Raw genomic sequence first — 20,073 nt, 5'->3', positions numbered from 1 at the left:
GCGCTCGCCGCAGCCAGTGCTACTATGCGCTAAGCGCACAGGACGCCATCCTGCCAACGTCACGCAATGTCCATTCCTATGACGATCCAAGCACAACCACCCTATCTGCGCACACTGTATATCGGCGCTTTCATCGTGCTGCTGTCCCTGGGCGTGCGGGCAACGTTCGGTCTGTTCATGCAACCGATGGGCCTGGAACACGGATGGGGCCGCGACGTCTTTTCGCTGGCCTTCGCCATTCAAAACCTCGTCTGGGGCGTAGGCGCGATTTTCATGGGGATGCTGGCCGACCGCTGGGGCGCGGGCCGCACCATAGCGCTGGGAGCTGCGCTCTATGCGCTGGGCATGATCGGGGTGCGCTTATCGAGCGATGAAATGAGCCTATACCTGACGGCGGGACTCTTGGTCGGCCTGGGACAGGCAGGGACCACCTTTCCCGTCATTCTTCCGGTAGTGGCGCGCGCGGTTCCGCCCGCCTATCGCAGCACGGCCATGGGCATTGCAAGCGCGGGCGGCTCTTTGGGCCAGTTCGCCATCGTGCCGACAGGCCAGCTACTGATTTCGACCATGGACTGGACGGGCGCGCTGTGGGTGCTGTCGATGTTCGTCGCGGCCGGTTTGCCTTTGGCCGTATTCCTCAAGGGCCGTCCCGACTCCCCCGCAGGCACCCATAGCCTGGGCAGCGCCATACGCCAGGCGCTTGCCCACCGCTCCTTCCATTTCCTGTTCTGGAGCTATGCCGTTTGCGGTTTCCACACCGCCTTCATCACGCTGCATCTGCCCGCCTACCTGGCCGACGGCGGCCTGACTGCCGCCAATGGCGCCATGGCAATTGCCTTGATCGGGCTGTTCAACGTAGCGGGCTGCATCTATGCGGGCAAGCTGGGCGGGCGCTACAGCAAGAAGACGCTGCTGGCGGCCGTATATTTTTTGCGGGCGTTCGGCATCATATTCCTGCTCGCCGTCCCCTTGACACCTCTCGTCGCCTATGTGTTTGCCGCATGGATGGGCCTGTTCTGGCTGGGTACCGTGCCTCTGACCCAAGGCCTCATCGGACAGATCTATGGCCTGCGCTATGCCGCCACATTGTCGGGCATTGCCTTCCTGGGGCATCAGGTCGGCAGCTTCATCGGCGTATGGATGGGCGGCTATGTCTACCAGGCCACAGGTGGCTATACAATGGTGTGGTGGACTGGCATCGTGCTGGCGGTGGTCGCCGCCGTGTTGTGCCTGCCCATCAAGGAGCAGACGCTCGCCGCCCCGGCGGCGGCCTGACGCAAACTTTCCGACAGGGTGACGCATATGTCCACAAACCTTTCCAGCGGTATCGGGACAACAGTGAGGCCCGCCCGGCGCCTGCGCCTGGGGCGCATCGCCGGCGGGCTGGCGCTGGCCGTGGTGCTGGCGCTCTCGTTCGCGGGCTACCTCACGCCGCAGATGCAAATCCAGTGGGCCAACTTCATGTCGATGTGCGGGTTTTAAGCCCTATTCATTGTTGCTCACAATGCGCAAGGCGACGCGCACGCGCTGGCGCCCGCCGGTGGCCCCCCATCCGCTCCGCCGGTGAAAACACGGGATCGACGTTCCGGACACTGAAAAAGATCGATGAAGAACGGCCGCGGCGGGATTGCCCGCCTGGCGTCCGTACTGAGCAAATGGCGCTGAACGGCACAACGCCGGCCCGAGGTGGGCAGCGGGCCAGCAAGCAATCCCCAGCTTCTCGACAAGGCGCTTGAAAGCCTGGCAGTCGCGCTCCGGAATGTCCTTGATTTGCGTACGGCCCCGATCTTCGCACCCTTCAAAAAAGCGCTGCGTCGGCCGCTGGACGCTAAAAGCGTGGTTGCTGCCAAACTGGCCTGGCCGATTCCGGCCATGTGTAATACAATTTTTGAATATGACTGCCTATATGCCTCCCAGCGCCACTCCACCTGTGAAAACGGCCCCAAAAACGTGACAGCAAAGACCAGCCAGGCCACCCCAAAGGTTCCAAAGCCTCCCGGAAGCGTCCAAAAGGCGTCGGCGGACCCAACAGCCCAAAGCCAGAAACCGGGCGGTGCCGCAAGCGGCGAAAACGAGCGCTACATCGTACCCGGATTGCGGCGGGGCTTGGCGATGCTACGCCTTTTCAACACGCGGCGGCGTGTGATATCGGTGCCTGAAATGGTACGCGAACTGCGCGTATCGCGCGCAACGGCTTTCCGGCTCGCCTATACGCTTGAAGCCGACGGCTTCCTGCAGCGCACACCCCATTCCAGCGCATTTCAATTGGGGCTCAATGTGCTGTCGCTGGGGTTTGAGTATCTAGGCTCGCTGGATCTGGTGGAAATCGGCCAGCCTGTCCTGGAAGGCCTGCGCGATCGCATGGACGCTTCGGCCCACATGGGCGTGCGCGATGGGACGGAAGTGGTCTATATCCTTAGCGCGCCTTCCAAGCATCGTTTGCGCAATCATGTTCCCGCGGGTATCCGCATGCCCGCGCATGCCACGTCGATCGGACGGGTGCTGTTGTTTGACATGCAGCCCGAGGCCCTGCACGAACTTTACCGCGGCATCGAAATGCAAAAGTTCAGTCCCGACACGCCCGACACGGTCGAGGCGTTATGCCGCGACCTCGAACGGGAACGCGCCGCTGGTTACGTTTCGTACCGGTCCGAGTATTCGCAAGGCATTGCAAGCGTGGCTGCGCCCGTGCGCGATCAAAGCGGGCGCATCGTCGCCGGCGTCAACGTATCGGATTATGAGTCGCTCAGCATCATGCAAGAGCAGGAAGGACGACTCAAGGATGAAGTGCTGAGCGCCGCGGCCGCCATATCGTCCGGGCTCGGTTACCGGGGAAGCTGACCTTCCCCAGTCCCCCTTTCGAATCCCGCTGTAGCGCCTAGGAAAAGATCTCTTCGGCATGCAAGGGCATCCCGATCGACCGCAATACCTCCTGCACCATACGGACAGGCACATCGCGCACCGATACGCCTTCATCCAGCGCGACGGCCGCCGCGATGCCAGCCGCCTGGCCGGTTGCCATGCAAGCCGGCATGTTGCGCGAGCGGGCGTGCGCGGTATGGTCGGCTGAAATGCAGCGCCCGGCGACGAGCAATTGCTCTACGCCCAAAGGCACCAGGCAGCCATAGGGAATTTCGTAAGGCTGCATGCCGCGGAAATCGACATCGCCGCCTTTAGGGTCGTGAATGTCCAGCGCCGAGGCATCGGCGGCGATGCTGTCCTCAAAACGTTTGCCTTCCAGCGCATCAGGACCCGTCAGCGTATATTCGCCACGGATGTGTCGTGTTTCGCGCACGCCGAGCACCGGCGCGATCTGACCTATATGGGCCTGCTCAAAACCCGGCACCCGAGTACGCAGAAACTCGCTGACGGCTTCGATTTGCCGGTAGCATTCCACAATGGCCGCGGTGAATTCGACCGGCGAAAAAATGTCCACGCCGAGCACGCGCGTTGCGTTGATATACATCAGCCCATTTGCCGTTTTCAAGGTGATATTGTCGCGCTGCAGGCTGGTGCCGGTATCGGCCTCGAACTGCCTTAGCATGCCGTTGAAGCCGGTCAGCCACAAGCCATATTGCAGATCCTTGTCGTTATCCGGAATTGCTCGCGCGGGGATGTCGTCGCACGTGCGCGCCCATTCGGCAAGACGCTTCACATCGACGCCGTTCATTGTGTAGTACATCGACACCGGCTGCATCGTGGCGTCGCTGTCGCCGGCCCCCATGACGAACGGCACCTTGGCCTGGACCGCAATGTCGGCATCCGCGGAACAGTCGATCACGACTTTGGCGCTTATGAATTGGCGGCCGGCCTTGCTTTCGATGATGACGCCGGTAATAGAGCCGTCCTCCACCACGGGCGCGGACACGAATGTTTCGAACAATATCTGGACACCCGACTCGACACACAGGCGGGTCAGGAGAATCTTCATGATCTCCGGATCGCACGGCGAGGCGATTTTTACCCCGCCGGTCTTGGACATGGCCATGTAGTCGGCGCCCGCGCCGCCGGTTGAGCGGGCGAGGTTCCAGATTTCCAGCGGAAGACCCCCTATAAGGGCGCCGGACGGCTTGGTGTTCAAGCCCAGGGTAAGATTGCCGCCAAGCGAGCCAAAGCGTTCGATCATCACGACCTTCTTCCCGCGGCGCGCTGCCGATATCGCGGCAAAGGGGCCGGTGGTACCGCCGCCCACGACCACGATGTCGGCCTCGAGCAGCAAGGGGATCTTCTGCTGCGGAACGGTGATCGACCGGGGGTTGCTTGTAGTGTTCATTATCTGACTCCATGGAAGTGAGTGGCGATCAGTCCGTAGCACATGCTAGACTGATCCATTGGCAAATCAATGTTTCATATATGGTCACTTGACGTGACTTGCTGTCCGTCCAGCGCAAGCTTTCGCTTGGCGACAGATGACGAACAGCCGGTTTCGTATCTAATTCCTGCTTAGCGCGCGGTTCAGCGAGCCGCAGGCCGATGCGAGTCTTTGCGCGACAAAGTCGAGTCGATCCTGGCCCCAGAAAATCTCGCCATCGATGACATAGCTGGGCGACCCAAACACCCGGGCGGCAATCGCCATGTCGGTATCACTTTCAAATTGCTCGGCAATAGCTGGCGCCCCTGCATGGTCCGCCAAGGCGGCGCCGTCAAGACCGGCCTCATCCGCCAACGCCCTGAGCACCTTCCAGTCCGCGATATTGCCATCATCGGCCCATACGGTGCGCAGTATCGCGTGGGACAGCCTCAATGCCGCCGCCTGATCCTGCCGCCTGGCCGCGATCAGCAGATAGCTCGCCGGCTTGCGATCGACGGGATAAAACCTGGGCTCCAGCCGCAGGGGGATGCCCAGGCGGTCGCGCCACCTGCCCAGGTCCATCTGCCGATATGCCCGTCGCGCCGCGGCACGCTCCGGATAAGGCAGGCCTCCCGTGGTTGCGAACACGCGGCCCAGGTCGATCGGCAGGACGCGCGGCGACGCGCAGTGTTGCGCCACCATATCCATGAACCGGGCGCTGCCAAGATAGGCCCAGGGGCTGGCAACACTGAAGTAGTAATCCACCGCTACAGACATGGCTTTGATCCTCTCAGAATCGACGGGCGCCGGTCAGGCTGGCGCCGAGTCGCCCAGATAAACGCCCGACTCTCGCAACCGGGCCTGCAGCAGGTCGAGGGCAAGCTCGCCGCAGGCTGTATTAGTTTGCGCGGCAAGCGCCGCAGCCACTCCTGCCGCCTCGCCAGTCACCATGCACGGCGCCATGTTGCGGGTCGCCCCATGGGCGTATGAAGTCGCCGACAGGCAACGCCCGGCCGCGAGCAGATTGGTGTATCCCTGAGGAATCAGGGCGCGGTAAGGAAGGTCGTAAGCGCCGTCCCCACCCACGTCGATGTGCTGCTGCGACTTGCCGTCCGGGTGGTGGATGTCCACCGGAAAGCAGGCCTGTCCGATCGAGTCGTCGAACTTGCGTCCGACGCGGATGTCCTCTTCATTGATCTCGTACACGCCTTTAATATTGCGGGTTTCACGAACACCGACAAAGGCGTTCGGCAAGAACAAGGCATTCTCGAAGCCCGGTATGTACTTCTGAAGAAACTGCGCCAGACCCTGAACCTGTCTGGTCAACTGCAGCGTCGCCCGCGACAGGTCGATAGGGTCATTGCCATTCACGCCGGCCATACGACTGGCGTTGATATTGAGCTGGTTCGGCCATACCGTGTTCGTCCAGAATTGGTGATCATCGTGGTCGTAGACGCCCATGTCGCGCAGGATCGCATTCCAGCGCGTGAAGGTACCGTGAAAATAAACCGGGAATGGGTCGATGCCGGGCTTGCCCGCATATACCGGGGGAAACTCGGACAGCGCTGCGCATGCCTTGGACAAGTCCACGGACACGGCCCGCAGCATCATGGAAACCGGCTGCATCGCCCCACTGCCGTCCCATCCCTCGCGGCACTGCGCGCCAGCCTGAAATGCCAGATCCGCGTCTCCTGTCGCATCGACAAAAACCTTGGCCTTGAGATAGCCCAGGCGGTCTTTGCTGCAGACCGTGACCCTGCGCACCGTTCCATCGTCGGCATCGGCCGCCAGCAAGGTCGTGCCATACAGCACGACAACCCCCGCCTCGGCCAGCATCGCTGTCGCCTCCATGCGGAACAAGTCCGCATCGACCGGCGTGACAGCATAGACATAACCGCCCTGGGTAGGCACGTGGCCCACGGCGCCGCCCAGCACAATCAGCCGGTCGACAATTTCCTGCGCGATGCCATACACCACCTGCTTTCCCTGCTTGCTCAGGAATGTGTGAATGCAAAGCCCGGTGGCCGCGTTCCCTCCGATGAAGGGCCGCGGTTCCACCAGCACCGTCCGGGCGCCCTGGCGCGCAGCGGCCAGGGCGGCGGATATACCGGCCACGCCGCCGCCGCCCACCAGCACATCGAATGTTTCGTCGATCAGATTTTCTATTTTCAGACTCATGAGTCTTCCATAAGTAGGCTGCAGGGCATGTCGGCCCTGCGGATTATCGGGAGCGGCTTGATTTACACTGCCGCGGAATCGCTGCACCGGGAGACCAGCGCCGGCTGCGCGAGCGGACTTGCGCCAGCCCTGCGTCCCATGGGGATGGCCTGCCGGCTGGCGGCATCGAACAAATGCACCTTGTCCAGCATGGGCTGCAGCCAGATGGTTGCGCCCGGAGCCAGCACATGGCGCTCGGCGAACATGCCGCAAATGGCGACGCCCGCCGTGTTGGCGTAGACGTAGGTGCTTGCGCCAGTAGGCTCGACAACACTGACATCGCATGGCAGGCCTTGGGATCCATTGAGTTGCAGATGCTCCGGTCTTACCCCATAAATGATGCTTTGGCCGTCCGCGCCGCCCGTATTCTCAGGAAGCGGCAGGGACAAGCCCTGCGCCATCGCCACCACCACGCCATCCCTGCCCTTGCGCAGCACGCCGGGAATGAAATTCATTGCCGGCGATCCGATGAATCCCGCCACGGTCAAATTGGCCGGACTGTCGTAAAGCTCGAGCGGCGTACCGATCTGCTCTACCTTGCCGTCAGTAAGAACAATGATCCGGTCGGCCATCGTCATGGCTTCCACCTGATCGTGGGTGACATAGACAGAGGTGGTTCCCAATCGCTGATGCAGCGCCTTGATCTCGGTGCGCATATTCACACGGAGCTTGGCATCGAGATTGGACAAGGGCTCGTCGAACAGAAACACTTTCGGGTCGCGCACAATAGCGCGGCCCATGGCCACGCGCTGGCGCTGGCCCCCCGACAACTGCCGGGGAAGGTGGCGAAGATAGGAGGTCATGCCAAGAATATCGGCCGCGGAGGCGACCCTTTGCTCTATGTCGGCCGCGCTCACCTTCCGCAGTTTCAGGCTGAAAGCCATGTTGTCATGCACCGTCATGTGAGGATAAAGGGCGTAGTTCTGAAACACCATGGCGATGTCCCTGTCCTTGGGTGCAAGGCCATTGACGACCGCGCCATCGATGGCAATCTCGCCTCCGCTGATTTCCTCGAGTCCCGCGATCATGCGCAGCAGCGTTGACTTGCCGCAGCCTGAGGGGCCGACCAGCGCAACAAACTCGCCATCTCCGACGCTCAGGTTGATGCCGTGCAATATCTGCTGTGTGCCGAATGATTTGGTGACGTTGAAAATGTCGACTGAAGCCATGTTCCGCCTTTGGTTTGATCAGGTTCTATACAGGATGCCGCGCGCCCGGACTATTTCACCGCTCCCGCGCTGAGGCCATGGATCAGCTTGCGCTGCAGAAACAGAAAGAGCGCCGCCGGCGGCAGGATGGACAGAATCGCACCGGCCGAGATCTTGCCCCACTCAATGCCGAACTCGGACAGATAGAAGTACAAGCCCACTGAGATCAGACGCATGTCCTGTTTGGGCGCCAGACTCACGGCGACGATGAACTCGTTCCATACGTAGACGAAAACGATGAGCCCGGCGGCGACCAGGCCCGGCGCCAGTTGCGGCAGAACCACCCGGAAAAACGCCCCGGCGCGCGTGCAGCCGTCCACAAGGGCAGCCTCCTCCAGCTCTACGGGTATCGCATCCATGAACGAGCGTATCAGCCACAAGGTTCCCGGCAGTTGCCAAGCCGTGAAAATCACGATCAGGATCTGATAGGTATTGAGCATCTGCAATTTCGCCGCATACGCGTAGAGCGGAACCAGCACGGCGATTACCGGCGTCATCGATGCGACCAGCAGCCCCACCATGGCTGCTTCGCGGCCACGGAAGCGATAGCGCGAAGCGGCGTATGCGCCCATGCAAGCGCAGATCAGGGTGCACGCCACCGTGGCCAGCGCGACCAGGGCGGTATTCAGGAAGTACCGTGCCATCAGGGACTCGAACAGGACCGCTGAATAGTTTTGCAGCGAATACACGGCCCCTGATGTGGCCGCCCCCTGCGATGGATCCAGGGACAGCATGAAAAGCCAGGCAAGCGGCACAACGGCGCCCAGCCCCGCCAGCACGGCGATCAGGTACATCCACAGCGTAGCTTTACCGCGAAACATTGTCCGACCCCTTGAGCACGAAGTGATAGATGTAGAACCCGCTAAGCGCCAGATTGAGCAGGAAGACGACAACTCCGGTCGCGGCCGAAAGCCCGAACTGATAGTTGGTGAATGCTTCGCGCCAGATGCGAAGCGACAACAGATAGGTGGCTTCGTTGGGTCCGCCGCTTGTCATGATGAATGGCAGGGTCACCAGGGTGAAATATTCGAATGTAAGGAGAATCAGCACGACCAAGATCGTGCGGCCGGCCAGCGGCAAGGCAATATGGCGCAACTCCGTCCAACGCGAGGCGCCATCCAGGCGCGCGGCCTCGTAAAGCTCATCGGGTATCGATTGCAACGCCGCCAGGATAAGCACGAGCGCGAAAGGATATGAGCGCCACACATTGGCCAGCACCAAAACCGCCATGGCGGACGTCTCGTCGCTGAGCAGCGAGATATTCCAGCCGAACATCACGTGTGCGAAGTGGGTGATCGGCCCGAAATTCGGATCAAGCATGGCCTGCCAAAGCAAGGATGTGACTACCATCGAAACCAGCCAGGGCAGCATGATGAAAGTGCGCAGCAACCCGCGCTTGCGCAACGGCGCCTCCATGACCAGCGCCAGGCATAGCGCCACGCTTACGGTCAGGATGTCCGACGCAATGACGAAGACCGCCGAAGCCGTGAACGATTTCGCGCCGCTGGCGCTGAAGAGCGGTGCGAAGTTCGCCAGGCCGCTGAACCCGCCGACCTGAAAGTAGTTGGTGGAATGGAACGCTGTATAGAACAGGCTGATGATCGGGTACACCGTGACCAGCAATACGAATGCGGCGGCCGGAACCAGCAACAGATAGGGAGACGCGCGCTTCATCAAGGCGCCCGCCGGGCTGCGACGGGCTGTCAGGTTGGAAACGTGCACGCTCAGGCCTTTCTGTTGTTGTTCCAGTCCTGCGCAACCTGCTCCAGCGCAGTTTTGATCGGAGTGCCTTTGAAGATTTGCTGGGTGGCCAATGCTATCCGCGTCTGCAGATAGTCGGTGCGCATCGGATACTTGAATGGATGCGGATTGGATGCCATGTAGTCCAGTGCGAACTTGATGTCGGCTGCTTCGGGCGTGGAAAAATACGGATTGCCGGCAACCGACTTGAGCACCGGGATCTCGGATCCGATCCGGGCGTTTTGCAACTGCGATTCGGGCGAGATCATTGACTGGATGAATAGTCCCGCAGCTTCCTTCTCCTGGCACGATTTTGTCATGATAAGGAATTTGCCGGTTGCGAATGCCGGGCATGGCCCGTTTGGCCCCGGCTGCTTGGCCAGGCCCATGGACTCGCCAAGCGAGGCGCGCGCCGATGATACGATATTGCTGCTTAGGATGACGGAAGCCGTCTTGCGGCCCTTCATGGCGTCCAGCACGTTGTCCCGCGTCAGCGATATGATGGACTCGGGCGTAACCTTATGCTTGCGCACCATACCCACCAGCCACTGGAACGCCTTCTCGCCATTGGCATTGGCGAAACCAAGTTCGCCGTTGGGCAGGACATAGTCGGCCCCGCAAGCCCAAAGAGCCGGAATCAGGGGGTTAGTCAGACCAATGCCATTGCCTTGCTGGCTAAGGCCAATGAGGAAGCCCGGCACGCCCGCCTTGTCGCCTGCCGCTTTCAAGTATGCCGGCAGCTCATTCCAGTCCATGGGCGGCTCGCCATTGACGGCATCCTTCAAGTACCAAAGCTCGTTGCCCAGCAAGGTACTCCAGTAATAGGCCATGGTCTGGCCGTCATAGACAGTATTGTCGCGCGGCAGAAGGAAGTCATTTTTCTGCTCTTCGGACAGGTATTTGTCGACGTAGTCATTGAGCGGCGCCGCGGAGCCGGCGCCGACCTGGTCCGGAAGATTGGTCGTGGAGAGCTGGGCGACATCAGGCCCTGTTCCGGCCAGGACGGCCTGGATAAGCTGCTGTCCCATAACCTGCCAGGGAACTGGCTGCACTTCCAGGTCAATGTCTGGATGCTGCTTCCTGAAAATCCCGATCATTGCGGCCTCGCCCTTGGACCGGCTGTTGTCGGCTTTAGGGTCGAGCGGGCTCCAATAAACAAGCTTGGTTTTCTTTGCGAATGCGGGGGGCGATATTCCGAGGGCCAGCGTTGCCGCGCCAGCAGTAGCCGCAACCAGAAACGAACGCCGCGGGATGGATATGCTGCGGGAGGATGTGGTCATGTCTGCCTCTTTGTCTCTCATTTGATTTATAGATGAAGCAATGTTTTATTAATGATGCACCGACAATTTCTGATTGTCAACCAAACTTCATCCGCCAGATGGAGGAATGAACCGCCCGGCGGACGCAAACGCGCACGGCGTCAGGCGCGACACTGCTTGTTGCGGTTTGCGCGGCAACTCATGGACGAACTTGAGCCGGCCGGGCGCTGGGATAAGGCCGGCCAATGGATGGTCCGCGTATGTTTTGGGATGGAGCCTATTCGTTAGCGATTGCCTCGCCGTGATCGGCGAGGCAATAGCACATAGAACAGATCCGGGACTGCATAACCCCCGCAGCGGAGGCCTGGGAAACCACCCCATCAATACATTGATTGAATCCGGATGCGTATTCCCTCAAAGGCCATTCATGCTCATTGTTTGATGCTGATGCCGCCGTCTTTGATTATCCTGGACCATTTGGCGGAATCCTTGGCGATTTCATCGCTGAACGCCTTCGTCGTCCCGCCCAGCACAATATTGCCTTCGTCCATGATCTTGTCGCGCAAGCTTGGACTTTTAAGGACTTCATTGATCTGTTTGTTCAGTATGCTGATAATTTCCGGACGCGTCCCGGCCGGCGTCAGAATGCCGGTCTTGGATGCCGCCTCGAAACCCGGCAGCGTATTGGCCAAAGGAGGCACGTCGGGAAACTGCGGAATAGGCTCCGGCGTGGTAATGGCCAGTAGGCGGACTTTGGGGTTCTTCAATTGGGACATGGCCGCAGGGGTGGATGCAAAGAATGCGTTGACCTGCCCGCCCAGAAGGTCGTTCATGGCGGGAGATGCGCCCTTGTAGGGGACATGCAATACGTCAAGGCCGGCTTCGTGGGAAAAGAAACGGCCGGTGATGTCGCCCACTGTGCCGGTGCCCGCATTGCCTATGGTCAACTTCCCCGGATTGCTTTTGGCATACGCGATCAGCTCCTTTACCGACTTGTAGGGAGCGTCGGCCCGAACCACCAATACCATCGGCTGCGCCGCCACTGAAATTACCGGTGCGAAATCCTTGGCGACATCATAGGAAATAGTGTCATAAAGGTAGGGGTTGATCGACAGATTCGAGGTTTGTCCCAACGCCATGTTGTAGCCGTCAGGCGTCGCCCGGGCAAGAATTCCCATGCCGACAGTGCCGCCGGCCCCCGGACGGTTTTCAACCACCACGTTCCAGTCGTATTTTTGCGTCAAGGCATTGGCCAGGAAACGGGCCATCGTGTCCGTGCCGCCTCCAGGCGGAAAGGGCACGAGCAGCTTGATGGGTTGGCTGGGATAAGCATCGGCGGCCTGGGCCATAGGTACCATGCCGGCAAGCCCCAGCATTACCGATATGGCGATAATGAGCTTGTGTAGATTCATCTTGCTGTCTCCGTTATGTTTTTGGTCGCGTTTTTTCTTAAAGCCAGGATTTCTTAAAGCCAGGATAAAAATGCCACGCGTGAAATAGATACTACACCGGCAGGCCCTTTGCTCTTGGTGCAGCGTTGTATCGTTCGGGACCCGGGCCCCCTGCTCACAGGCGGAAATTACGCCATCTGCGCCGTCCGGCATCAACTCCCCGGCTGCCATACCCGCCCCGGAGTAAGATTCACATCAGCGTCCAGTACTCTGACGGCGGGCCGCCCGGCCCGTCGTCTCAAGCGGTTTGAAAGGAGAATGCCATGAATGCGTTGACTTCCGCCACCAAGCGCATCCGCTGTGCGGAATTCGCCACCGCGCTCGATCCCACATTGGAAACCGGGCTGCGGGCCATGCTGACGGCCGCATCGGCCTGGCTATGCGAGCAGGGGCCAAAGGAGTGAGCGAACATGTCTTGTTTACGTGGCTCGATCTGATAGGCACATTCGCTTTCGCCATCAGCGGGGCTGTCGCCGCGCATCAGAAAAAACTGGATTTATTCGGCATTATCACGCTGTCCTACGTGACTGCCTGCGGCGGGGGCATCATGAGGGACATATGCATAGGCGCCCTGCCGCCCGCGGGTTTGTCGGACTGGCGCTACCTTGGGCTGTCCGTCGTCGCCGCAGGCACGGTCATAGGCGCCAATCAGCTGGTGCAAAAGCTCGCCCACCCGGTTCTTCTTTTCGACGCCGTCGGGCTGGGTTTTTTTGCCGTTTTCGGCGCCCATAAAACACTGGCTTATGGCCATGGCATAGGCGCGGCTATCATACTCGGCGTGATATCGGCAGTGGGCGGCGGCGCATTGCGCGACCTGCTGCTCAATCGCACGCCGGTCATCCTGCAGAAAGAAATCTACGCCTCGGCGGCGCTTATCGCAGCGGCGTTCCAGGCTGGCGGCGAAACGCTCGGCTGGTCCTTGCGCTGGCTTCCATGGACGGCGATAGCCTTGTGCTTTGCAATCCGCTACCTGTCGCTGCGCTTCCACTTGAATCATCCCCGGTTTGCCGACGACGACTAGGAGCCCGGCCGCACCCTGATCGGTGTGGCGCCAGGCCATTCGGGCAAGAGTTCAATCGTCATCGGCGCCGATCAGTGTTCGTCGCGATCACGATAATCAACCGGCACGAAAGTGTAGCCCCCTCCGGCTTCCGCTCGAATATGGCCCAATCCTGGGAAAGGGAGGTGGGCGCCTGCCACCAACTCGCGCTGAGTGGCCGCGATGGCGAACTGCTTCTGGCGTTCCGCCGCGGCTTCTTTAGGGGACACGTCGTAAAGAATCGTGATCTTCGGCTTCGAAAATTGCACCGAGGCTACGTGAACTATGTCGCCGATGAATTCGATCGACTCGCCCTTGCTCTCAAGCTGATAGAAGCTGTGGCCAGGCGTATGCCCGGGCGCAGGAATCGCTTTGACGCCGGGGTACAACTGGGTCGCACCGGTGAAAGGCATGACTTTACCCGCTTTAACGTAGGGCCCCACGGTCTTCACAGCTTCCTCGAAGTACTTCTTGTCGTAGCCGTTGACGCCGTGAATATTCGCAGGATCAAGGAACAGATCTACATCAGGCTTGCCCACATGTATGGTTGCGTTGGGAAAAACCAGTTGACCCTCGCTAACCAAGCCACCGCTATGGTCAGTGTGGATGTGAGTGAGCAGGATGTCGTTGATCTGCTCTGGCGGGTAGCCCGCCGCCTTTAAGCTCCCGAGCAGCTTGCCGCCATTACCTGGACCAAAGAGCGAACCGGAGCCGGTATCGACCAGCAAAAGCCTTGTGCCAGTATCGATCAGGAAGGCGTTGATGGATGCCTCAACCGGATTAGATAAGAATGCATGCTCGAGTGAACCGTCTATTTCGGCCGGGGTCGTGTTGGTCAGCAGCGCATGCAAATCCTGGGGCACCGTACCATCGGACAGCGCGGTGACTTGAAAATCGCCCACGCGGTAGCGGTAGACGCCGGGCGCTTGGGCGCGGACTTGTGCGGCAGCCGGCGCAGGAATTGCCTTGGGCCCCGCAGTCGCATCGACTATTGAAGAGAGCGCTACAACCGCCGCTATCGAGACCGCGGCGGCTCTCGAAATAAAAAAACTGTTGACCCGCATATATTGCTCCTGTGTACCATGAAGATTCCCGCCATGCGCGATGACTGGGATTTGCCGACTGCCCGGACCGCCAGCGCGTCCAGATCAGTTCAGGGCCAACTCTAAACCGTTATAGTTCGCGGTAGTGAGTTACCTTTCCCTATACGAGGTATATCGAATATGAATATCCGGCGGTCGGATCTGCCTTTGCTCATTTCACTGGACGCGCTTCTCGAAGAGCGCAACGTCACACGAGCCGCCAAACGGCTGAACATCAGCCAGCCAGCGCTATCCACTCAGCTTGGCCGGCTAAGGGACATGTTTGGCGATCCGCTTTTGGTGCCTTCCGAGGCTGGCCGGGGTATGTCTCCCACCGACCGCGCATTGGCGATTCAGCCACGCCTGCATCAGGCATTGCTGGACCTTCAGGGAGCCGTTGCGTCGCGCGAAGGCTTCCAGCCGCGCAATGCACAGCGGGATTTCGTGGTTGCCGTGAACGACAATGTCTTTACGCTAGTGGGACTGGCTGTTGCGCAGTCGGTCTGGGCGCACCAGGCGCCAGGCATACGCCTAAGCTTTATCGCGCCGGTGGAAGCGAACCTTACCTATAGAATGGAAAGAGGCGAGATCGATCTATATGTAGGCCTGACCCAACAAGTCCCTGAGGCTTTGAAGGTTCGATTCTTGCTCAAAGACGAGTTTCGATTGGCGCAACGCAAGGGGCACCCCCGAGGCACAGAAAATCCTGATATCGAGGAGTACTGCAGTCTCGCTCACGTCATGGTTTCCCAAGAGGGCAAGTTCAAAAGCGGCGTGGACGATGCGCTGGAAATTTTGAAGCGTAAACGCCATGTGGCGCTGACCGTCTCCGGCTACAACCAGATACCCCTCGTGCTTGGCGAGACCAACTGCGTGGCGACCCTGCCGAGCAGACTGCTGCGGCGCTATGCGGCCGGCCTGGATGTCTTATCCCTGCCTTTCCATCTGTCGGCCTTTGACGTTGCCATGGCATGGCACCCCAGATCGCACGAAGACCCGGCGCATCAATGGCTGCGCGAGCATTTCATACGCGCGGCCGACCAGTCCCCGAATCCCGAGCCTGCGCGCATGGCATAGGACTTCCTGGTTATGATGACTATCCATCCCCCTGGCTTATTGGGCCAGAAGCTTATTGGGCCAGAAGCGCGCCTTTGACAAAGATCGGAACAATGGACTACTACGCTGCCGTTCGAGCCTTTCTCTCAGCGGCCGACACGCTCAGCTTCAGCAAGACCGCACAGCAACTCGAGATCAAGGCATCGACGGTGTCGCGGCAGATCGCGCAGCTCGAGGCTGAACTCGGCATTGCGCTGTTCAACCGCTCAACCCGCGGGCTGGTTCTTACCGAAGGCGGAACCGTCTTTCGCGAACACGCGCAACTGTCCATCCAGGCGCTGGACGAAGCCCGGCACATCACATCCTCCCTGAACACCGCAGCGCAAGGCCACCTGCGGGTCACAATGCCGGTATCATTCGGCCGGCGCCATGTCATACGCCACCTCTCCCGTTTTCTGGAACAGTATCCAGACATCACGGTCGACGCCATCCTTTCCGATGAAATCATCAATCTGATCGACTCCGGCATCGATCTGGCGGTGCGCATTGGCGCGCTGCCCGATTCGCAACTGATGGCCCGCAAACTCGCCGAGCACAGACGCATCGTCTGCGCCAGTCCCGCCTATATCGCAAAGCACGGGGCGCCTGCCAGGCCCGAGGACTTGGCTTCCCATGAAGCGCTGCGCTTTGCTCTGGCGACCGACGACAAATGGCTGTTGGTTCCCAAGACAGCAAAAGGCGCCGTTCGAGGGGAAGTGACAGTTCGCCTCCACGGCCGGCTGCGGGCCAATGACACCGAAGCCATCCTGGACCTCGCCATTGCCGGCAGCGGCGTTGCCCTGCTGCCCAATTGGAGCGTCAATCAGGCGCTGCAGGCCGGAGAACTCGTGCATCTGCTGGAAGACTGGCAGGTGCAGGCCGGCCGTACACCGGGCGGCGTCTGGGCAGTCTACCCACCGAAAAAGACCGTCTCCTCCAAAGTGCGGGCCTTTGTCGATTTCTACGCCGGGATTTTCTCCACCCCCGGCTATTGGAGCGCTTAGCCGCGTCCGCAGATCGCATGGCGGCGGTCGCTAACGCCACAGGCCGGCCAGCAAGGGCACGATGAGCGCAGTCAACAGGCCATTGAGGCCGATACCGATGGCGGCGAAGGCCGCCGCCAGGCCATTGAGCGGCGCGACCTGCGCGGCGGCGACGCCGCTGCCCGCCACCCCCGCGGCAAAGCCATGCGCGCGCCAATCAGTGATGCGCAGCCAGCCAAGCACAGTCTGCCCCACCGATGCGGCCACGATGCCGCCCGCTATCGCCAAGGCGGCCGTGAGCGCCGGAACGCCGCCGACCTCCTGTGCGATGGCAATGGCGATCGGGGTCGTCGCCGATTTGCTGGCCATCGACATCGCGACATCGCGCGCGCCGCCGAACATCCATACCAGCAGCGCTCCGCTTACCGTGGAAGTCAGCGAACCCGCCAGAAGCGCCAAGCCAACTTCCCGCAAGCCGCTGCGAACATGGCCAATATTCATCGCCAGGGGCACCGCCAACGCCACTGTCGCCGGCCCGAGCAGGAAATTGATGAATTGGGCGCCGCTGAAATAGCTTGCATAGGAAGTGTCTGTGGCCTCGAGCAGCAGCGCCATCATGATGATGGCAAGCAGCACCGGATTGACCAGCGGGGAGCCGCCGCAATGCCGCTGCGCCATCCTGCCGAACACAAAACAGGCCAGCGTCAGCCACAAGAGTGGGCTCACCGCCAGCGGCGTCCATAATGCATGCAGGGCCGCCATCATCGCTTGCCCTCGCGATGGAAGGGCCGGCTTCGCGGCCGCGGCGTGGCATGATGCATGACCAGGGCTGTGGCCAGCAGGCCCAGCACCGTCGAGAAAACCAGCCCCATCAGGATGGGAAGCCAATACTGCCGCAGGAGCCCGACCTCCGTCACGATGCCCACCCCCGCCGGCACAAACAGCAAGCCCATGTTGGCGATCAGCGCATCCGACAGACGGTCCAGCTCCGAGCCGCGCAGCTGGTCCACATCGCCGCGCATCAACAGCCCCGCCGCCAATATGAACATCCCTATGACGGGACCGGGTAGCGGAAGATGCAGCAAATGGCGCAGCAGCTCCCCTGCCAATTGCGCGCCAACCAGCGCGGCCAGTGCATTTATCATGACGATCGATCTCCCGATTGCGAGACTTCATCATCACCCAGCATGCAGGCGGCGGGAATGGCCATCGCCGCAAAAGACCTTTGCATCCATGGGCATGGAACAGGCCCGGGCCAGCAGTTTGCTCACTTGCGCAGGAAGTCGAGCAGATCCTGATTGAGCCTATCCTTGTGCGTATCAGTCAGGCCGTGCGGAGCGCCAGGATAGACGATCAGTTCCGCGCCCTTGACCAACTTGGCCGAAGCGCGGCCGGAAGCGTCGATCGGCACAATCTGGTCGTCATCGCCATGTATCACCAGCGTGGGGACGTCGAACTTCTTCAGATCCTCGCGGAAATCAGTGGCCGAGAACGCCGCGATCGAGTCGTAGGCGTTCTTGTGTCCTGCTTGCATGCCCTGCGCCCAGAACGACTGGACCAGGCCCCGGTTGGGCTTGGCGCCCGGACGGTTGAAACCGAAGAACGGGCCCGAGGCGATATCCAGGTACAGCTGCGAGCGGTTCTCCAGCGAGGCCTTGCGGATGCCGTCGAAGACTTCGATCGGCAGGCCGCCCGGATTGTCGGCGGTCTTGAGCATCAGCGGCGGCACGGAGGACACCAGCACCGCCTTCTTCACCCGGCCGGTGCCGTGGCGGCCGATGTAGCGTGCCACTTCGCCGCCGCCGGTAGAAAAGCCGACCAGGGTGACGCGCTTCAGATCCAGGGCGTCGATGACGGCGGCCAGATCGTCGGCATAGTGATCCATGTCGTTACCATCCCAGGGCTGGCTGGAACGGCCATGGCCGCGGCGGTCATGAGCGACCACGCGATAGCCCTGCGAGGCCAGGAAGATCATCTGCGATTCCCAACTGTCCGAATTGAGCGGCCAGCCGTGGCTGAAGACGACGACCGGGCCGTCCTTGGGTCCCCAGTCCTTGTAATACAGTTGCACGCCGTCGGCGGTGGTGATGGTGCTTGCGCTGCGCGCCATCGCGGCCTTTTCCGGCGACGCGGTCTGCGCCGCGTGAACGCTGGCGCCGGCGATAAGGGCGGCCGCCAGCAGCATGGCGGTAGAGGTACGGGTGATAGCGTTCATGGTGTCGTTTCCTTTGAGTGGATATTTTGGGGATGCAGACTCAAACGGCAATCACCAGCGCTACATCGATGTTGCCGCGCGTGGCGTTGGAGTACGGGCAGACGATGTGCGCCTGGTCGACCAGCGCCTGCAGCGTGTCGCGGGGCAGGCCCGGCGCGGCGATGGTCAATTCAACCTGAATGCCGAAGCCGGTGGGGATCTGGCCGATGCCGACTTTGCCGGTAATGCGGGTGTCGGCCGGCAGGGCGACTTTCTGCTTGCCCGCGACAAACTTCAGCGCGCCCAGAAAGCAGGCCGAATAGCCGGCGGCGAACAACTGCTCGGGATTGGTGCCGTCGCCGCCGGCGCCGCCGAGTTCGCGCGGCGTGGACAGCTTGACGTCGAGCACGCCGTCCGGCGTGCTGGCCTGGCCTTCCCGGCCGCCCGTGGCGGTGGCAGTGGCGGTGTATAGGATTTTTTCAATGGACATGGCGAGCCTCTCTATGTGGTTGATGGTCCGAAACGATGTCTTTCGGTAAGTGCTAGTTTGCCTACAATCTCAATACTATTGGTGATATATAATCCTGAAAAATTGATCAGGAGTTCGAAATGGCCGATAGACTGGCGGTTTTGCTGGAACGCTTTCCAGTGACTGCGGAGGTCTTCCACGCCGGTGCGCTGTGCGGCGTCAACACCTTGGACGCCAACGGCGATCTGGGCCAGTTGCATCTGGTGCGCGAAGGCCCGGTCGACGTGTTCCATGGCCCTGAATCCCTGCGCATCGAGCAACCCAGCCTCTTGCTCTATTCGCGGCCGATGACGCATCGCTTCGTGACAGACCCCGCGCGCGGCGCGGACATGGCCTGCGCCAACCTGCGCTTCGAGGGCGGCGCGCAAAACCCGATAGCCTCGACGCTGCCGGCCTTCTCCTGCCTGCCGCTCGACGAAATCGCCGGCGCATCGCAGGTGCTGGGCCTTTTATTCGAAGAAGCCTTCGAGCAGCGCTGCGGGCGGATCGCGCTGGTCAATCGTCTATTCGAGGTGGTGATGATCCAAATCCTGCGCCAGCTGATGGAGAGCGGCGACGTGAAAGGCGGCATGCTGGCCGGCCTCTCCCACCCGCGCCTGCGCAACGCCATTGTCGCCATGCACGAGGCGCCCGCGAAGGAGTGGACACTGGACGAACTGGCCGGTGCCGCCGGAATGTCGCGCAGCGTATTCGCCACCAGCTTCCGCGAGACGCTAGGCGTCACGCCCGGCCGGTACCTGCAGGGATGGCGTGTAGGATTGGCACAGCAAGCGCTGCGCCGTGGCCGCCCTTTGAAGACCATCGCCACCGAGGTAGGCTACGGCAGCGAAGCAGCCCTGTCGCGCGCCTTCAAGGCGCAGACCGGAATGCCTCCCCGGCAGTGGCGAGAGGCGCAAAAGTAGGTCGCGCGACGGGTGGCAGCCATCTGGCTCGACAACATGATATGGTTCAGAAGGAAGACAAACAGCCAGCCTCTTCAATTGTT

General features: G+C 60.9%; 21 protein-coding genes. 8 read left to right on the top strand and 13 right to left on the bottom strand.

Features of this window, described 5'->3' with window-relative positions; all coding sequences use genetic code 11:
- The first annotated feature begins 78 nt into the window (after window positions 1–78).
- The 3 genes from BUB23_RS19885 (at window position 79) to BUB23_RS19875 (ending at window position 2,841) form a co-directional block, all read left to right on the top strand.
- Window positions 79–1,275, top strand: a complete 1,197-nt coding sequence (locus tag BUB23_RS19885) for an MFS transporter (protein ID WP_073106746.1) — start codon at window positions 79–81, stop codon at window positions 1,273–1,275.
- Between the two features lie 27 nt (window positions 1,276–1,302).
- The gene (locus BUB23_RS19880) at window positions 1,303–1,482 is read left to right on the top strand and encodes a hypothetical protein (RefSeq protein WP_073106744.1); all 180 of its coding nucleotides are present in this window, start codon (window positions 1,303–1,305) and stop codon (window positions 1,480–1,482) included.
- A 390-nt stretch (window positions 1,483–1,872) separates the two neighbouring features.
- The gene (locus BUB23_RS19875; protein WP_143161060.1) at window positions 1,873–2,841 is read left to right on the top strand and encodes an IclR family transcriptional regulator; all 969 of its coding nucleotides are present in this window, start codon (window positions 1,873–1,875) and stop codon (window positions 2,839–2,841) included.
- A 37-nt stretch (window positions 2,842–2,878) separates the two neighbouring features.
- Here the strand turns inward: BUB23_RS19875 and BUB23_RS19870 are convergent, their stop codons facing one another.
- The 8 genes from BUB23_RS19870 to BUB23_RS19835 form a co-directional block, all read right to left on the bottom strand.
- Window positions 2,879–4,273, bottom strand: coding sequence for an FAD-dependent oxidoreductase (locus tag BUB23_RS19870; RefSeq protein ID WP_073106741.1), 1,395 nt, complete (start codon window positions 4,271–4,273; stop codon window positions 2,879–2,881).
- A 159-nt stretch (window positions 4,274–4,432) separates the two neighbouring features.
- Complete coding sequence (locus BUB23_RS19865) at window positions 4,433–5,068, bottom strand: 2-hydroxychromene-2-carboxylate isomerase (protein ID WP_073106738.1); 636 nt, start codon at window positions 5,066–5,068, stop codon at window positions 4,433–4,435.
- A gap of 33 nt (window positions 5,069–5,101) precedes the next feature.
- Window positions 5,102–6,469 carry an FAD-dependent oxidoreductase gene (locus BUB23_RS19860; protein WP_073106735.1) on the bottom strand — a complete coding sequence of 456 codons (1,368 nt, stop codon included), beginning with the start codon at window positions 6,467–6,469 and terminating at the stop codon, window positions 5,102–5,104.
- Between the two features lie 62 nt (window positions 6,470–6,531).
- Complete coding sequence (locus BUB23_RS19855) at window positions 6,532–7,677, bottom strand: ABC transporter ATP-binding protein (protein WP_073106732.1); 1,146 nt, start codon at window positions 7,675–7,677, stop codon at window positions 6,532–6,534.
- Between the two features lie 50 nt (window positions 7,678–7,727).
- A complete protein-coding gene (locus BUB23_RS19850) occupies window positions 7,728–8,537 on the bottom strand; it encodes a carbohydrate ABC transporter permease (protein WP_073106729.1) in 810 nt (269 codons plus the stop codon).
- Window positions 8,524–9,438 (bottom strand): carbohydrate ABC transporter permease, encoded by a 915-nt coding sequence (locus tag BUB23_RS19845; protein WP_073106727.1) that lies wholly within the window; start codon window positions 9,436–9,438, stop codon window positions 8,524–8,526. The genes BUB23_RS19850 and BUB23_RS19845 overlap by 14 nt, the downstream gene beginning before the upstream one ends.
- Window positions 9,439–9,440: 2 nt before the next feature.
- On the bottom strand, window positions 9,441–10,736 hold the full coding sequence (locus tag BUB23_RS19840; RefSeq protein ID WP_073106724.1) for an extracellular solute-binding protein: 1,296 nt from the start codon (window positions 10,734–10,736) through the stop codon (window positions 9,441–9,443).
- Window positions 10,737–11,146: 410 nt separating this feature from the next.
- The gene (locus BUB23_RS19835; RefSeq protein ID WP_084136154.1) at window positions 11,147–12,337 is read right to left on the bottom strand and encodes a Bug family tripartite tricarboxylate transporter substrate binding protein; all 1,191 of its coding nucleotides are present in this window, start codon (window positions 12,335–12,337) and stop codon (window positions 11,147–11,149) included.
- A gap of 92 nt (window positions 12,338–12,429) precedes the next feature.
- Between BUB23_RS19835 and BUB23_RS26835 the strand changes: the two genes are divergently transcribed.
- Window positions 12,430–12,570, top strand: a complete 141-nt coding sequence (locus BUB23_RS26835; RefSeq protein ID WP_178372357.1) for a hypothetical protein — start codon at window positions 12,430–12,432, stop codon at window positions 12,568–12,570.
- Window positions 12,567–13,187, top strand: coding sequence for a trimeric intracellular cation channel family protein (locus BUB23_RS19830; RefSeq protein WP_178372358.1), 621 nt, complete (start codon window positions 12,567–12,569; stop codon window positions 13,185–13,187). The genes BUB23_RS26835 and BUB23_RS19830 overlap by 4 nt, the downstream gene beginning before the upstream one ends.
- Before the next feature lie 71 nt (window positions 13,188–13,258).
- Here the strand turns inward: BUB23_RS19830 and BUB23_RS19825 are convergent, their stop codons facing one another.
- Window positions 13,259–14,269, bottom strand: a complete 1,011-nt coding sequence (locus BUB23_RS19825; protein WP_073106715.1) for an MBL fold metallo-hydrolase — start codon at window positions 14,267–14,269, stop codon at window positions 13,259–13,261.
- Between the two features lie 159 nt (window positions 14,270–14,428).
- On the opposite strand from BUB23_RS19825, the gene BUB23_RS19820 reads away from it, so the two are divergent.
- Together BUB23_RS19820 and BUB23_RS19815 are read left to right on the top strand one after the other, a co-directional pair.
- Complete coding sequence (locus tag BUB23_RS19820) at window positions 14,429–15,364, top strand: LysR family transcriptional regulator (RefSeq protein ID WP_073106712.1); 936 nt, start codon at window positions 14,429–14,431, stop codon at window positions 15,362–15,364.
- 92 nt (window positions 15,365–15,456) lie between these two features.
- Window positions 15,457–16,386 (top strand): LysR family transcriptional regulator, encoded by a 930-nt coding sequence (locus tag BUB23_RS19815; protein WP_073106709.1) that lies wholly within the window; start codon window positions 15,457–15,459, stop codon window positions 16,384–16,386.
- Between the two features lie 30 nt (window positions 16,387–16,416).
- On the opposite strand, the gene BUB23_RS19810 is transcribed toward BUB23_RS19815, so the two are convergent.
- The 4 genes from BUB23_RS19810 to BUB23_RS19795 all read right to left on the bottom strand — a co-directional run bounded on the left by BUB23_RS19810 (window position 16,417) and on the right by BUB23_RS19795 (window position 19,049).
- Entirely contained in the window at window positions 16,417–17,130 is a 714-nt protein-coding gene (locus BUB23_RS19810; protein ID WP_084136153.1) for an LrgB family protein, read from the bottom strand.
- Entirely contained in the window at window positions 17,127–17,510 is a 384-nt protein-coding gene (locus BUB23_RS19805; protein WP_073106704.1) for a CidA/LrgA family protein, read from the bottom strand. Before BUB23_RS19805 ends, BUB23_RS19810 begins: the two co-directional genes overlap by 4 nt.
- A 122-nt stretch (window positions 17,511–17,632) precedes the next feature.
- Window positions 17,633–18,580 (bottom strand): alpha/beta fold hydrolase, encoded by a 948-nt coding sequence (locus tag BUB23_RS19800; RefSeq protein ID WP_073106701.1) that lies wholly within the window; start codon window positions 18,578–18,580, stop codon window positions 17,633–17,635.
- Window positions 18,581–18,620: 40 nt separating this feature from the next.
- Window positions 18,621–19,049, bottom strand: coding sequence for an organic hydroperoxide resistance protein (locus BUB23_RS19795; RefSeq protein WP_073106697.1), 429 nt, complete (start codon window positions 19,047–19,049; stop codon window positions 18,621–18,623).
- 119 nt (window positions 19,050–19,168) lie between these two features.
- On the opposite strand from BUB23_RS19795, the gene BUB23_RS19790 reads away from it, so the two are divergent.
- A complete protein-coding gene (locus BUB23_RS19790; protein WP_073106694.1) occupies window positions 19,169–19,990 on the top strand; it encodes an AraC family transcriptional regulator in 822 nt (273 codons plus the stop codon).
- The last annotated feature ends 83 nt before the right edge of the window (window positions 19,991–20,073 follow it).

Source organism: Pollutimonas bauzanensis, assembly GCF_900129885.1.
GTDB lineage: Bacteria > Pseudomonadota > Gammaproteobacteria > Burkholderiales > Burkholderiaceae_B > Pollutimonas > Pollutimonas bauzanensis.
The sequence above is the reverse complement of the archived record's forward strand: the minus strand, read 5'-3'. Positions and strand labels throughout refer to the sequence as shown.